The following is a 13,742-nucleotide window of genomic DNA, read 5'->3' on the forward strand; positions in this document are numbered from 1 at the left end:
CAGGCATTACAGTCGCCGTATGACCAAGTGGGAATACGCAACTGTGCCGCTGCTCGTCCATGCCACGAAGCAGATCCTGGACACCTGGGGCGAGGACGGCTGGGAGCTGGTCCAGGTCGTCCCGGGCCCGAACAACCCGGAGCAGCTGGTGGCCTACCTGAAGCGCGAGAAGCAGGCATGAGCAGCGTCGAGGCGAAGCTGGCGGAGCTGGGGCACACGCTGCCCGAGGTCGTCCCGCCGCTCGCGGCGTACCAGCCGGCCGTGCGGTCCGGGGTGTACGTGTACACGGCCGGGCAGCTGCCCATGGTGGAGGGCAAGCTGCCCGTCACCGGCAAGGTCGGCGCCGAGGTCACGCCCGACGAGGCCAAGGACCTGGCCCGGCTGTGCGCGCTCAACGCCCTGGCGGCCGTGAAGTCCGTCGCGGGCGACCTGGACCGGATCGCCCGGGTCGTGAAGGTCACCGGTTTCGTCGCCTCCGCCCCCGACTTCACCGGCCAGCCCGGCGTGCTCAACGGCGCGAGCGAGCTGCTCGGCGCGGCCCTCGGCGACGCGGGCGTGCACGCGCGCAGCGCGGTGGGCGTGGCGGTGCTCCCGCTGGACGCCCCGGTGGAGGTCGAGATCCAGGTGGAGCTGAAGCCGTAGCGCCACGGGCGGCTGGGCGGGGGCTCCTCCCGTCCACCCGCCCCCGCAAGGGGCCCTCGAACATCCGCTCCACCTCGGATAGCCTCCGCCCATGGCTGATGGGCAGTGGTACCCCCCGGAGTGGCCCGACCGCGTCCGCGCCCTGGCGAGCGGCGACCTGACCCCGGCGTCCCCGCGCCCCGCCGCGACGGTGATGCTCCTGCGGGACACCCCCGCGGGCCCTGAGGTGCACATGCTCCGGCGCCGTACGTCGATGCCCTTCGCCGCGGGCGCGTACGCCTACCCGGGCGGCGGCGTCGACCCCCGCGACGACGAGCGCGCCGTCCGCTGGGCGGGCCCGCCGCGCGCCGCCTGGGCCGCCCGCCTCGGCGTCGACGAGGCCGCCGCCCAGGCCACGGTGTGCGCGGCCGTCCGCGAGACGTTCGAGGAAGCGGGCGTCCTGCTCGCGGGCCCGAGCCCGGACTCCGTCGTCGGTGACACCACGGGCGACGACTGGGAGGCCGACCGCGCGGCCCTCGTGGCCCGCGACCTGTCCTTCGCCGCCTTCCTCGACCGGCGCGGCCTGGTGCTGCGCAGCGACCTCCTGGGCGCGTGGACCCGCTGGATCACCCCGGAGTTCGAACCGCGCCGCTACGACACGTTCTTCTTCGTGGCCGCGCTCCCCGCGGGCCAGCGCACCCGCAACGCCTCCACGGAGGCCGACCGCACGGTGTGGATCAGCCCCGCGGATGCCGCCGCCCGCTACGACCGCGGCGAACTCGTCATGATGCCGCCCACCATCGCCACCCTGCGCCAGCTCGCCCCGCACCGGACCGCGGCCGACGCCGTGGCCGCGGCCGCCGGGCGCGACCTCACCCCGGTCCTGGCCCGCGCCCGGCTCGAAGGCGGGGAGCTGGTGCTCACCTGGCCGGGCCACGACGAGTTCACCAAGCACATCCCCTCCGGCGGCGCGGCATGACCCCGCCGCGCGCGCCGGCCACCTCAAGGCCGACGGGAGCCACCCCCGCATGACCGAAGCAGCGGCCCTGCCGGGCCAGCCCCGTGGCGGGGTGCTCAGCGGCCCCGCCACCGACCGCGCCGTCAACGTCCTCGCGCCCAACCCGTCCGCGATGACCCTCGACGGCACCAACACCTGGATCGTCGCCGAACCGGACTCCGACCTCGCGGTCGTCGTCGACCCGGGCCCGCTGCACGAAGCGCACCTCGCCGAGGTCGTCGCGACCGCCGAGCGCGCCGGGAAGCGCGTCGCGCTCACCCTCCTCACGCACGGCCACCCCGACCACTCCGAGGGCGCGGCCCGCTTCGCCGAGCTGACCGGCAGCAAGGTCCGTGCCCTCGACCCGGCGCTGCGCCTGGGCGACGAGGGCCTCGCCGCCGGTGAGGTGATCACCACCGGCGGCCTGGAGCTGCGGGTCGTGCCGACGCCGGGCCACACCGCCGACTCGCTCTGCTTCCACCTCCCGGCCGACGGGGCCGTCCTGACGGGTGACACGGTCCTGGGCCGGGGCACCACGATGGTCGCCCACCCCGACGGCCGGCTCGGCGACTACCTGGACTCGCTGCGCAGACTGCGCTCGCTGACCGTCGACGACGGCGTGCACACGGTCCTGCCGGGCCACGGACCGGTCCTGGAGGACGCCCAGGGGGCGGTCGAGTTCTATCTGGCGCACCGCGCCAACCGCCTCGCCCAGGTGGAGACGGCCGTCGAGAACGGCTTCGTGACGTCGTCCGACGTCGTGGCGCACGTGTACGCGGACGTGGACCGCTCCCTGTGGCCCGCCGCGGAGCTGTCGGTGCTCGCGCAGCTGGAGTACCTCAAGGAACACGGCCTGATCTAGCCCCAGGGAGCCCTGGCGCCCGTTGTACCCCTGGCTGCCGGGCCCACGGACGTACGCCGCCGGGGCGCGGGCCGGTGGGACGTACGCCGAACGCACCGCGCCCGAGGGGCACGGTGCGTTCGCTACGGGGCGGGGGTCAGCGTGACCGCTTGGCCAGGCGCTCGACGTCCAGGAGGATCACGGCGCGGGCCTCCAGGCGCAGCCAGCCGCGGCCCGCGAAGTCCGCGAGGGCCTTGTTGACCGTCTCGCGGGAGGCGCCGACCAGCTGGGCCAGCTCTTCCTGCGTGAGGTCGTGCACCACGTGGATGCCCTCTTCGGACTGCACGCCGAAGCGGCGGGACAGGTCGAGCAGGGCGCGGGCCACGCGGCCGGGGACGTCGGAGAACACGAGGTCCGACATCTGGTCGTTGGTCTTGCGCAGGCGCCGGGCGACGGCGCGCAGCAGGGCGGCGGCCACCTCCGGGCGGGCGTTGAGCCACGGCTGGAGGTCGCCGTGGCCGAGGCCGAGCAGCTTGACCTCGGTGAGGGCGGTGGCGGTGGCCGTGCGGGGGCCCGGGTCGAAGAGCGACAGCTCGCCGATCAGCTCGCCGGGGCCGAGGACGGCGAGCATGTTCTCGCGGCCGTCGGGCGAGGTGCGGTGGAGCTTCACCTTGCCTTCGGTGACCACGTACAGCCGGTCTCCGGGGTCGCCCTCATGGAAAAGCGCGTCTCCGCGTGCGAGCGTCACCTCACTCATGGAGGCGCGGAGCTCCGCGGCCTGCTCGTCATCGAGCGCCGCGAAGAGCGGGGCGCGCCGCAGAACGTCGTCCACGAGTTCTCTCCTTGTCGACCTGCATCAGGGGACGGTGCCCCCAGTTTGCCGGACGGTTCAAACAGTGTGATCAGTCACTCAAGTCTGCCGCACTTGTGACGGAGGCAATGCGGAAGGGGGCCAATTGGGGGCCGATCCGGGGGATCAGCTCCGGATACGACTGCCCGGCCGAGAGCCGGACATCCGCCTCCGGGCCCGTGAGAACACAGGCCACGGCGGCGCGCGGCGTGGTTACGCAGGACAATTCTGCTGTGGGCGAACACGCTTCCGCCACTGCTGGGAAACGGACAAATCGGCCTTCGGGTGGGGTGGGGGTGGGGGCGCGAGGGGCGCGGGGAGGGGAGCGCACCCCAGCGCGCACCCGTCTGCCGTTGTCGCCGCCGCCCGTCGTCATTGCCTGTCGCCCTCGTCTGCCGCCACCAGCCCCCGCCGCCTGTCGCCGCCTGCCGTGGTCGCCGCCTGTCGCCGCCTGCCGTCGTCGCCCGTCGTCGTCGCCTGCCGTCGTCGCTGCCTGCCGTTGTCACCGCCGCCCGCCGTCATTGCCTGTCGTCCTCGCCTGCCGCCACCTGCCCCGGCCGCCCGAGGCCGCCGCCGCCCGTCGTCGTCGCCTGCCGCTGCCTGTCGTCGTCGCCCGCCGTCGCCCGTCGTCGCCCGCCGTCGCCCGTCGCTGCCTGTCGCCGCTGCCCGTCGTCGTCGCCTGCCCCCGCCGCCCGTCGTCGCAGCCTGCCGTGGTCGCCGCCTGTCGCCGCCGCCCGCCCGCTGCCTGCCGTTGTCGCCTGTCGCCGTCGCCTGCCGTCAATGCTTGTCGTCCTCGCCTGCCGCCACCTGCCGTCGCCGCCCGTGGTCGCCACCTGCCGCCGCCCGTGGTCCCCGCCTGTCACCGCGCCTGCCCGCTGCCTGTCACCGCCGCCTGCCAGCTGCCTGTCGTCGCTGCCTGTCCGCTGCCTGTCCGCTGCCTACCCTGTCGCCCGTCGCTGCCGCTTGTCGTCGTCGCCCGTCGCCGCCTGTCGCTGCCTGTCGTCGTCGCCCGTGGTCCTCACCCGTCGTCGCCGCCCGTCCGCTGCCTACCGCTGTCGCCCGTCGCCGCCGCCTGTCGTCGCCGCCTGCCGCTGCCCGTCGCCGCCGCCTGTCGTCGCCGCCTGTCGTTAACGCCGCCCGTCCGCTGCCTGCCGTCGTCGCCCGTGGTCGTCGCCTGCCGCCGCCCGTCGTCGCCACCTGTCGTCCTCGCGGCATCGCCGTCCCCGGCCACCGCCTCGGTGACAAGTGCGTATCTCCGCCGCCGCTGTCGGTGGGGGCCCGTACGCTGGCCGCATGGCGAATCAAGGCGCTTCACGGGCCGCTCGGCCCCCGGCGAAGAAGGTGTCGGCCACGGAGGCTCCCGCGGCGAAGACCCCCGCGAAGAAAGCCCCGGCGAAGAAGGCCCCCGGGAAGAAGGCGTCGGCCGCGAAGCCGCCCGCCGGGAGCGCGAAGGCCCCCGCCAAGGGCGTGAAGGCCCCCGCCAAGGGCGTGAAGGCGCCCGCCGCGCCCGAGTCGCACACGGCCCTCGTCCGCCAGGCCCGCCGCATCAACCGCGAGCTGGCCGACGTGTATCCGTACGCGCACCCGGAGCTTGATTTCGAAAACCCGTTCCAATTGCTGGTGGCGACCGTCCTGTCCGCGCAGACGACGGACCTGCGGGTCAATCAGACGACACCGGCCCTCTTCGCCAAGTACCCGACCCCGGAGGACCTCGCCGCGGCCGATCCGGAGGAGGTCGAGGAGGTGATCCGGCCGACCGGCTTCTTCCGCGCCAAGACCCGGTCGATCATGGGCCTCTCCGCCGCCCTGCGCGACGACTTCGGCGGCGAGGTGCCCGGCCGCCTCGAAGACCTGGTGAAACTGCCCGGCGTGGGCCGCAAGACCGCCTTCGTCGTCCTGGGCAATGCCTTCGGTGTCCCCGGCATCACCGTGGACACCCACTTCGGCCGGCTCGTGCGCCGCTGGAAGTGGACGGAGCAGACCGACCCGGACAAGGTCGAGGCCGCCGTCGGCGCGCTCTTCCCCAAGAGCGACTGGACGATGCTGTCCCACCGCGTGATCTTCCACGGCCGCCGCATCTGCCACGCCCGCAAGCCCGCGTGCGGCGCCTGCCCGATCGCCCCGCTCTGCCCGTCGTACGGAGAGGGCGAGACCGACCCGGAGAAGGCCGAGAAGCTCCTGAAGTACGAGAAGGGCGGCCTGCCCGGACAGCGCCTCAAGCCCCCGCCGGACTACCCGGGCAAGGCCGCGCCGCCGCTCGGCGCCACCGGGTGACCGAGGAACCATCCGCGGGGCCGACGGCGTTGTGGAGGGGTGGAGGGACGCACACGGGATCACAGGGGATCACAGGGGATCACGGGGGATCACGGGGCCCGACCACGGGGGGCCGATCACGGGGCCCGACCAAGGGAGACCGGGGTTCCGATGACGCACGCGAGTGACACGCACACAGGCGGCAGGGACATGAGCGACGACGGCGAGAAGCACGGCACGGACTCCCACGGGGCGCGGGGCCCCCGCACCCACGAGACACCGGGCGGAGCCCCGCCCCACCCGCCGAGCGGCGCCCAGCTGCACCCGGCCCCCGGCGCCCCGCGAGCGCGACAGCCGTACGCTCCCCGCGCACAGGCCGTCGGCGCCGCCCGCGCGCAGGGCGCCACCGCCCCCCTGGACGCCACCGTGCCGGGCACCCCTGTCCCCCCTCACCTCGGCCGGACCCCCTTCACCACCGAGCTGACCACCGAAGGCCTGCCCTCCTGGCTCACCCCGGTCGCGCGGGCCGCCGCCACCGTGCGGCCCGACCAGCTCAGCCGGTTCCTGCCGCCGGAGGGCGGTGGAGGGCGGCAGTCCGCCGTGCTCGTCCTCTTCGGAGAGGGTGAGCGGGGCCCCGAGCTGCTGCTCATGGAGCGCGCGGGCTCGCTGCGCTCGCACGCGGGCCAGCCGTCGTTCCCGGGCGGCTCCCTCGACCCGGAGGACGGGGACCCGCAGGGCGAGGGCCCGCTGCGCGCCGCGCTCAGGGAGGCCGAGGAGGAGACCGGGCTCGACCCGCGCGGGGTCCAGCTCTTCGGGGTGCTGCCGAGCCTGTTCATCCCCGTGAGCGATTTCGTCGTGACGCCCGTCCTCGGCTGGTGGCGCGTGCCGAGCCCCGTCGGCGCGGTCGACCCGGCCGAGACCGCCCGGGTCTTCACCGTGCCCGTGGCCGACCTCACGGACCCGGCGAACCGCGCGATGGCGGTGCACCCCCGCGGCCACCAGGGCCCGGCCTTCCTCGTGGAGTCCGCCCTGGTCTGGGGGTTCACCGCCGGGGTGATCGACAGGATCCTGCACTTCGCCGGCTGGGAGCGCCCGTGGGACAGGGACCGCCGCGTCCCGCTCGACTGGGGCTCATGACAAGGTTGCGGGGACCGAGGCCACCGGGGCCGGGGACGGCGCGGCCACGCGGGGCGTGGCGCGTGGCGGCGACCGCGAGGCGGGGATTCATGCGAGGCGAGGACTGAATCGGTGAACGTGCTGGACATCCTGCTGCTGCTCGCCGCGGTGTGGTTCGCGATCGTCGGCTATCGCCAGGGCTTCGTCGTCGGCATCCTGTCCGTGATCGGCTTCCTCGGCGGCGGTCTCGTCGCGGTGTATCTGCTCCCCGTGGTCTGGGACGCCATGAACGACGAGGGCGCGAAGGTCACCACCACCGCGGCGGTGATCGCCGTCGTCGTGGTGATCGTCTGCGCGTCCGTCGGCCAGGCCTTCACCACCCACTTGGGCAACAAGCTGCGCCGGTACATCACCTGGCAGCCCGCCAGAGCCCTCGACGCCACCGGCGGCGCCCTGGTCAACGTGGTCGCGATGCTCCTGGTCGCCTGGCTGATCGGCTCCCTCCTCGCGGGCACGACCCTGCCGACGCTCGGCAAGGAGGTCCGCAACTCCAAGGTGCTGCTCGGCATCGACCGCGCCCTGCCGGGCCAGGCCGACACCTGGTTCACCGACTTCTCCTCGGTCCTCGCGAGGAACGGCTTCCCGCAGGTCTTCAGCCCGTTCTCGAACGAGCCGATCAAGGAGGTCCCGCCCCCGGACCCGAAGCTCGCCCGCAGCCAGGTCGCCGTCACCGCCAAGCGCTCCATCGTGAAGGTCAGCGGCGACGCGCACAGCTGCGGCAAGGCCCTCGAAGGCACCGGCTTCGTCTTCGCCCCGCGCCGCGTCATGACGAACGCGCACGTGGTCGGCGGCGTGGACGAGCCCCGGGTGCAGATAGGCGGTGAGGCCGAGAAGTACGACGCCAAGGTCGTGCTCTACGACTGGGAGCGCGACATCGCCGTGCTCGACGTGCCCTCGCTGCCCGCCCCCGCCCTGAAGTTCGCCTCGAACGACGCCGTCAGCGGCAACAGCGCCATCGTGGCGGGTTTCCCGGAGGACGGCCCGTACGACGTGCGTCCCGCGCGCGTGCGCGGCCGCATCACGGCCAAGGGCCCGGACATCTACCACCGGGGCACGGTCCGCCGCGATGTGTACTCGCTGTACGCCACGGTCCGTCAGGGCAACTCCGGCGGCCCACTGCTCACCCCGAAGGGCGAGGTCTACGGTGTCGTGTTCGCCAAGTCGCTCGACGACCCCGACACCGGCTACGCCCTGACGGCGGACGAGGTCCGCGAGGACATCGAGCGCGGCCGCAGCGCCAACCAGGAGGTCGACAGCCAGGGGTGCGCGCTGTAGCGGCGTACGGGAAGCGGTCGCGGCGGCACACCGAAGCGGTCGCGGCCGACGGTGCTGAGCCGGGGGGCGGGTCAGTCGCGCGTGTGCCGCAACCGGGCCGAGACCCAGCGCGCGCGGCGCCGCAGGATGCGCGGGATGCCGATGGCCTGCGCGGTCCCCGCGGGCCCCTGGTCGTGCGGGCCGCCCCCCTCGTGGCTGTTCACCACGGTGGCCGTGCGGCGCTTGCGTGCTACGTCACTGTAGTCGTGCGTCCAGCCCATACCCGGACGTGTGCCCGTGCCTCAAGGTCGGTAACCGCGCACAGAGGCCCCAATTGGCCTATGCGCCGGGCAATTGGCGTTCGTAGCACTGGCGTTCCCGCATCCGGGTGACGGCGGGGCCGCGGGGGCCGTCGGACCGGGGCCGCGGGGGCCGGTCAGCGGTCCGGCTCGGGGTCCTTCAGCCAGCTCACCAGCTCGTTGGAGAAGGCCACCGGGTCCTCCTCGTGCGGGAAGTGCCCCAGGCCGTCGAACAGCCGCCAGCGGTACGGCGCTTCGACGTACTCGCCGGATCCGGCCGCGCTGCGGGTGCGCATCACCGGGTCGAGGGACCCGTGCACATGGAGCGTGGGGACCCGCACCGGCCGCTTCATGCGCCGGTTGAACTGGATCCCGTCGGGGCGCGCCATGGACCGCACCATCCAGCGGTACGGCTCGATCGAGCAGTGCGCCGTCGACGGGATGCACATCGCGCGCCGGTACGTCTCCACGGCCTCGTCGTCCGGGAGGCGCGGCCCCGACCAGTCCCGCACCAGACGGCCGACCAAGGCCCCGTCGTCCGCGACCAGCTGACGCTCCGGGACCCACGGCCGCTGGAAGCCCCACACGTACGACCCGGCGGCGGTCTGCTTCATGTCCCGCAGCATCGCGGAACGCCAGCGCCGGGGGTGCGGCATCGAGGTGACGGCGAGGCGGCGCACCAGCTTGGGGCGCATCACGGCGGCCGTCCAGGCGAGGTAGCCGCCCAGGTCGTGGCCGACGAGCGCGGCGTCGGGCTCGCCGAGGGAGCGCACCACGCCGGTGATGTCGAGGGCCAGGTTGGCCGGGTCGTAGCCGCGCGGGGTGCGGTCGCTGCCGCCGACGCCCCGCAGGTCCATCGCCACCGCGCGGAAGCCCGCGTCGGCGAGCGCGACGAGCTGGTGCCGCCAGGCCCACCAGAACTGCGGGAAGCCGTGGAGCAGCAGCACCAGCGGTCCTTCACCCAGCTCCGCGATGTGGAAGCGGGCGCCGTTGGCGGCGACGTCCCGGTGTGTCCAGGGGCCGTCGATGCGTACGGCCGACGCGGTCGCGGAGGCGTGCTGAGGGGGATTGGCGGGGTCCGTCATGAAGTCGAGCGTGCCACAGCGTCGGCCCGCTCACCCTTCTCCAGCTCAAGAGCGCTCTTCACGGGGGTCACGGGGCGCGGATGCGGCTTGACGTTCCCAAGCACCGCGGCCGTCTCCTTGGCCGCGGCGGCGGCCTTCTGCGGGCCCCTGCCCTTGGCGGCCTTCTTGGCGAAGATCACGCCGATCCAGGCGAGCACCCCCGCCACCAGGACGTTCGCGGCGAAGGAGAGGACGAAGCAGATCGCGAGGTTCCAGCCGCTCCAGGTGCGGATGCCGTAGGCCAGGGCGAAGCTCAGCATCGGCAGCGAGAAGATGAGGACGGCGGTGGCCGCGATGAACGCGGCGCTGCCGATCGCACCACGCTTGACGTCCTGCGTCAGCTGGGCCTTGACCAGCGCGATCTCGTCGTGCACCAGCTCCGACATCTCTTTGCTCGCCGCGGAGACGAGCTGGCCGAGGCTGCGTTCGGTGCCGACGGGACCGTCGGGTGCGCTCATCGCGAATTCCTCATTTCTCTGTCTGCCGGTCAGCGTGCGCAATCCTGCCGCCCGGGGACCGGCGCCGCGCGGAAGGTTCTGGACAGATCATGCCGGACCGTGGTCCGGATCGCCCGATCCGGCTGACATTTCGGCCCGCCTGCGGTGCTCGGCGGCCTTCTTCTCGTAGATCTCCGCCATCCGCAGGTGGTAATCGGGATTGTCCTGTTCGTAGATGTCCGGGATGCCGTCGAGGTCCTCGTCACGCTCCTCGTCCTCGCACATCGTCCGGTACTTGCGGTTGCGGAGCTTCAGCAGGACGGTGGCGATCACGGCCGCGATCAGTGAGCCGACCAGGACCGCCGCCTTGACCTCGTCGGTGAGGGCCGGGTCGTCGCTGAAGGCCAGTTCGCCGATGAGCAGCGAGACGGTGAAGCCGATGCCGGCGAGCGAGGCGACCGCGAAGACGTCGGGCCAGGCCAGGTCGTCGTTCAGCTCGGCCCGGGTGAAGCGGGCGGCGAGCCAGGTGCCGCCGAAGATGCCGATGGTCTTGCCGATGACCAGGCCGAGGACCACGCCGAGGGTCTCGGGCCGTGTGAAGACGTCCCCGAGGGCGCCCCCGGAGACCGCGACCCCGGCGCTGAACAGGGCGAACAGCGGCACCGCGAGGCCCGCGGAGACGGGGCGCACGAGGTGCTCGATGTGCTCGCCGGGGGAGTGGCCCTCGCCTTCCTCCCGGTGGCAGCGCAGCATCAGGCCCATGGCGACGCCCGCGATGGTGGCGTGGACGCCGCTGTTGTACATCAGACCCCAGATGACCAGGGCGAGCGGCACGTAGACGTACCAGCCGCGCACGCCCTTGCGCAGGAGCAGCCAGAAGACGGCGAGGCCGATGACGGCGCCGCCGAGCGCGGCGAAGTTCAGGTCGCTGGTGAAGAAGACCGCGATGATCATGATCGCGAAGAGGTCGTCGACGACGGCGAGCGTGAGCAGGAAGGCGCGCAGGGCCGACGGCAGCGAGGTGCCGATGACCGCGAGAACCGCGAGGGCGAAGGCGATATCGGTCGCGGTGGGCACGGCCCAGCCGTCGGCGGAGCCGCCGCCCGCGGCGTTGACGAGGGTGTAGACGAGCGCCGGTACGGCCATGCCGCAGATCGCGGCGATGACGGGCAGCGCGGCGGCCTTGGGGTCACGCAGGTCGCCCGCGACCAGCTCGCGCTTCAGCTCGATCCCGGCGACGAAGAAGAAGATCGCGAGCAGCCCGTCGGCGGCCCAGTGCTGCACGGAGAGGTCGAGGCCGAGGGAGCCGGGCCCCAGATGGAAGTCCCGTACGCTCTCGTAGCTCTCCTTGAGCGGGGTGTTCGCCCAGATCAGGGCCGCGACGGCGGCGACGAGCAGCAGGACGCCGCCGACGGTCTCGGTACGCAGCGCGTTGGCGACGAAGGTGTGCTCGGGCAGGGAGAGGCGTCCGAGGAACTTGCGGTTGCTGGGGGTGGGCGCGGCCACGGGAGTCGACCTCCGTCGGGTAGGCAGGGCTGAGCACATGCCGACCAGACTTCCCGGCGCACCTGATGGTTCTTGTCGCGTTGTTGACGTTGATCCTTAGCGTACCTAATCGCTTTGGGGCCGGCGCGGCGGGGTATCCGGCGAAAGCCACTTTAAGGACAAACGTCCTGCTCGGCAGGCGCGAAAAGGCACCCGGCGCGGGTGCGCCGGGTGCCTGGGGTCGCCTTCGGTGCAGTGCCGCCAAGGGGCGCGGGGAACTGCGCGACCAGCCACAACGGACCCGCAGTCAACCGACGGCCCATCGCGGCGAGGTCAGTGAAGGACTCAGTCCTCGCTGGCGGCAGCCGGAAGCTTGGACTGGATGAGGTCCATCACGGAGGAGTCGGTCAGCGTGGTGACATCACCGAGCTGGCGGTTCTCCGCGACGTCCCGCAGGAGCCGCCGCATGATCTTCCCGGAACGGGTCTTGGGCAGCTCGGCCACCGGCAGGATCCGCTTGGGCTTGGCGATCGGGCCGAGCGTCGCGCCCACGTGGTTGCGCAGGTCCGCGACGAGCCCCTCGTCCTCGGCGTCGGCCGTGCCCCGCAGGATCACGAAGGCCACGATCGCCTGTCCCGTGGTCTCATCGGCCGCGCCCACGACCGCCGCCTCGGCGACCGACGGGTGCGAGACGAGCGCCGACTCCACCTCGGTGGTGGAGATGTTGTGCCCGGACACGAGCATCACGTCGTCGACCCGGCCGAGCAGCCAGATGTCCCCGTCCTCGTCCTTCTTCGCGCCGTCCCCGGCGAAGTACTTGCCCTCGAAGCGCGACCAGTACGTGTCGATGAACCGCTGGTCGTCGCCCCAGATGGTGCGCAGCATCGACGGCCACGGCTCGGTCAGGACCAGATAGCCACCACCGCCGTCGGGCACCTCGTTCGCCTCGTCGTCGACGACGGTCGCGGCGATGCCCGGCAGCGCGCGCTGGGCGGAGCCCGGCTTGGTCTCCGTGACGCCGGGCAGCGGCGAGATCATCATCGCCCCGGTCTCGGTCTGCCACCAGGTGTCCACGATCGGGCAGTTGTCCCCGCCGATGTGCTTTCGGTACCAGACCCACGCCTCGGGGTTGATCGGCTCGCCCACCGACCCCAGCACCCGCAGGCTGCTGAGGTCGAACTTCGCGGGGATGTCGTCCCCCCACTTCATGAACGTACGGATCGCCGTGGGCGCCGTGTACAGGATCGTCACCCCGTACTTCTGCACGATCTCCCAGAAGCGGCCCTGGTGCGGGGTGTCCGGGGTGCCCTCGTAGATCACCTGCGTCGCGCCGTTCGACAGCGGTCCGTACGTGATGTACGAGTGGCCCGTCACCCAGCCGATGTCGGCCGTGCACCAGTAGACGTCGGTCTCCGGCTTGAGGTCGAAGACGGCGTGGTGGGTGTACGACGCCTGCGTCAGATAGCCGCCCGACGTGTGCAGGATGCCCTTCGGCTTCCCCGTCGTGCCCGACGTGTACAGGATGAAGAGCGGCTGCTCGGCCTCGAAGGCCTCGGGGGTGTGCTCGGCCGACTGGCGCCCGACCACGTCGTGCCACCACAGGTCGCGGCCCTCGGTCCAGGCCACCTCCTGCTCCGTGCGCCGTACGACGAGGACCTTGTCGACGCCCTCCGCGCGGCTCAGGGCCTCGTCGACCGCGGGCTTGAGCGCGGACGGCTTGCCCCGGCGGTAACCGCCGTCGGCGGTGATGACGAGCTTGGCGTCGGCGTCCTTGATGCGGGCCGCGATCGCGTCGGCGGAGAAGCCGCCGAAGACCACCGAGTGCGCGGCGCCGATGCGGGCGCACGCCAGCATCGCCACGACCGCCTCGGGGATCATCGGCAGATAGACGGCGACCCGGTCGCCCTTGCCGACGCCCAGCTCCGTCAGGGCGTTGGCGGCGCGGCTCACCTCGTCCTTCAGCTGGGCGTAGGAGATGGCCCGGCTGTCGCCGGGCTCGCCCTCGAAGTGGATGGCCACCCGGTCGCCGTGGCCCGCCTCGACGTGGCGGTCCACGCAGTTGTACGCGACGTTGAGCTTGCCGTCCTCGAACCACTTCGCGAACGGCGGGTTCGACCAGTCGAGTGTCCTGGTCGGTTCGGTGGCCCAGGTCAGCCGACGGGCCTGCTCGGCCCAGAAGCCGAGCCTGTCAGCCTTGGCCTGCTCGTACGCCTCCGCGCTGACGTTGGCCCGCGCGGCCAGATCGGCCGGCGGCGCGAAGCGACGCTCCTCCTTCAAGAGGTTGGCCAGGCTTTCGTTGCTCACGACATCTCCCTTTCTCAGGGTGTCCGTTGTGTCCCAAGCCACAGCTCATCAGACACTCGGCCCTGGTGACAAGGGCTTGCCGATAATTGGTTTAGACCTGT

At 72.6% G+C, this 13,742-nt stretch carries 13 protein-coding genes; 7 read left to right on the forward strand and 6 right to left on the reverse strand.

Features of this window, described 5'->3' with window-relative positions; all coding sequences use genetic code 11:
* Nucleotides 1-19: 19 nt before the first annotated feature.
* The 4 genes from AC07GB_RS16350 (at nt 20) to AC07GB_RS16365 (ending at nt 2,480) form a co-directional block, all read left to right on the forward strand.
* Nucleotides 20-181 (forward strand): Sp36 family protein, encoded by a 162-nt coding sequence (locus tag AC07GB_RS16350; RefSeq protein ID WP_003975360.1) that lies wholly within the window; start codon nt 20-22, stop codon nt 179-181.
* Nucleotides 178-642: a RidA family protein gene (locus tag AC07GB_RS16355; RefSeq protein ID WP_478845826.1), complete on the forward strand. Its 465-nt coding sequence runs from the start codon at nt 178-180 to the stop codon at nt 640-642. Before AC07GB_RS16350 ends, AC07GB_RS16355 begins: the two co-directional genes overlap by 4 nt.
* Before the next feature lie 91 nt (nt 643-733).
* The gene (locus AC07GB_RS16360) at nt 734-1,600 is read left to right on the forward strand and encodes an NUDIX hydrolase (RefSeq protein WP_478845828.1); all 867 of its coding nucleotides are present in this window, start codon (nt 734-736) and stop codon (nt 1,598-1,600) included.
* A 49-nt stretch (nt 1,601-1,649) separates the two neighbouring features.
* Complete coding sequence (locus AC07GB_RS16365) at nt 1,650-2,480, forward strand: MBL fold metallo-hydrolase (protein ID WP_478845830.1); 831 nt, start codon at nt 1,650-1,652, stop codon at nt 2,478-2,480.
* A gap of 136 nt (nt 2,481-2,616) precedes the next feature.
* Here AC07GB_RS16365 and AC07GB_RS16370 read toward each other — a convergent pair whose 3' ends face one another.
* The gene (locus AC07GB_RS16370; protein ID WP_006382668.1) at nt 2,617-3,291 is read right to left on the reverse strand and encodes a Crp/Fnr family transcriptional regulator; all 675 of its coding nucleotides are present in this window, start codon (nt 3,289-3,291) and stop codon (nt 2,617-2,619) included.
* A 1,311-nt stretch (nt 3,292-4,602) separates the two neighbouring features.
* On the opposite strand from AC07GB_RS16370, the gene nth reads away from it, so the two are divergent.
* The 3 genes from nth (at nt 4,603) to AC07GB_RS16385 (ending at nt 8,013) form a co-directional block, all read left to right on the forward strand.
* Nucleotides 4,603-5,583: an endonuclease III gene (gene nth / locus AC07GB_RS16375; protein WP_478845832.1), complete on the forward strand. Its 981-nt coding sequence runs from the start codon at nt 4,603-4,605 to the stop codon at nt 5,581-5,583.
* A 459-nt stretch (nt 5,584-6,042) separates the two neighbouring features.
* Nucleotides 6,043-6,699 carry an NUDIX hydrolase gene (locus AC07GB_RS16380; RefSeq protein WP_478846082.1) on the forward strand — a complete coding sequence of 219 codons (657 nt, stop codon included), beginning with the start codon at nt 6,043-6,045 and terminating at the stop codon, nt 6,697-6,699.
* Between the two features lie 111 nt (nt 6,700-6,810).
* Nucleotides 6,811-8,013: a MarP family serine protease gene (locus AC07GB_RS16385; protein ID WP_478845834.1), complete on the forward strand. Its 1,203-nt coding sequence runs from the start codon at nt 6,811-6,813 to the stop codon at nt 8,011-8,013.
* A 71-nt stretch (nt 8,014-8,084) separates the two neighbouring features.
* On the opposite strand, the gene AC07GB_RS16390 is transcribed toward AC07GB_RS16385, so the two are convergent.
* The 5 genes from AC07GB_RS16390 to acs form a co-directional block, all read right to left on the reverse strand.
* Nucleotides 8,085-8,273: a hypothetical protein gene (locus AC07GB_RS16390; protein ID WP_478845836.1), complete on the reverse strand. Its 189-nt coding sequence runs from the start codon at nt 8,271-8,273 to the stop codon at nt 8,085-8,087.
* Nucleotides 8,274-8,428: 155 nt separating this feature from the next.
* Nucleotides 8,429-9,376: an alpha/beta fold hydrolase gene (locus AC07GB_RS16395; RefSeq protein ID WP_478845838.1), complete on the reverse strand. Its 948-nt coding sequence runs from the start codon at nt 9,374-9,376 to the stop codon at nt 8,429-8,431.
* Nucleotides 9,373-9,873, reverse strand: a complete 501-nt coding sequence (locus AC07GB_RS16400) for a phage holin family protein (RefSeq protein ID WP_478845840.1) — start codon at nt 9,871-9,873, stop codon at nt 9,373-9,375. Before AC07GB_RS16400 ends, AC07GB_RS16395 begins: the two co-directional genes overlap by 4 nt.
* Before the next feature lie 87 nt (nt 9,874-9,960).
* Complete coding sequence (gene nhaA, locus AC07GB_RS16405; protein WP_478845842.1) at nt 9,961-11,358, reverse strand: Na+/H+ antiporter NhaA; 1,398 nt, start codon at nt 11,356-11,358, stop codon at nt 9,961-9,963.
* 324 nt (nt 11,359-11,682) lie between these two features.
* Nucleotides 11,683-13,683, reverse strand: coding sequence for an acetate--CoA ligase (gene acs, locus AC07GB_RS16410; RefSeq protein ID WP_478845844.1), 2,001 nt, complete (start codon nt 13,681-13,683; stop codon nt 11,683-11,685).
* Nucleotides 13,684-13,742: the final 59 nt, after the last annotated feature.

The sequence above is a fragment of the Streptomyces sp. NPDC045778 genome (assembly GCF_056431945.1).

Excerpts from the sequence above, each read along its gene's own strand:
- AC07GB_RS16390 (WP_478845836.1), bottom strand. The coding sequence starts at position 8,273 with ATGGGCTGGACGCACGACTACAGTGACGTAGCACGCAAGCGCCGCACG.
- AC07GB_RS16350 (WP_003975360.1), top strand. The coding sequence starts at position 20 with ATGACCAAGTGGGAATACGCAACTGTGCCGCTGCTCGTCCATGCCACG.
- AC07GB_RS16355 (WP_478845826.1), top strand. The coding sequence starts at position 178 with ATGAGCAGCGTCGAGGCGAAGCTGGCGGAGCTGGGGCACACGCTGCCC.
- AC07GB_RS16360 (WP_478845828.1), top strand. The coding sequence starts at position 734 with ATGGCTGATGGGCAGTGGTACCCCCCGGAGTGGCCCGACCGCGTCCGC.
- nth (WP_478845832.1), top strand. The coding sequence starts at position 4,603 with ATGGCGAATCAAGGCGCTTCACGGGCCGCTCGGCCCCCGGCGAAGAAG.
- AC07GB_RS16365 (WP_478845830.1), top strand. The coding sequence starts at position 1,650 with ATGACCGAAGCAGCGGCCCTGCCGGGCCAGCCCCGTGGCGGGGTGCTC.
- AC07GB_RS16395 (WP_478845838.1), bottom strand. The coding sequence starts at position 9,376 with ATGACGGACCCCGCCAATCCCCCTCAGCACGCCTCCGCGACCGCGTCG.
- AC07GB_RS16400 (WP_478845840.1), bottom strand. The coding sequence starts at position 9,873 with ATGAGCGCACCCGACGGTCCCGTCGGCACCGAACGCAGCCTCGGCCAG.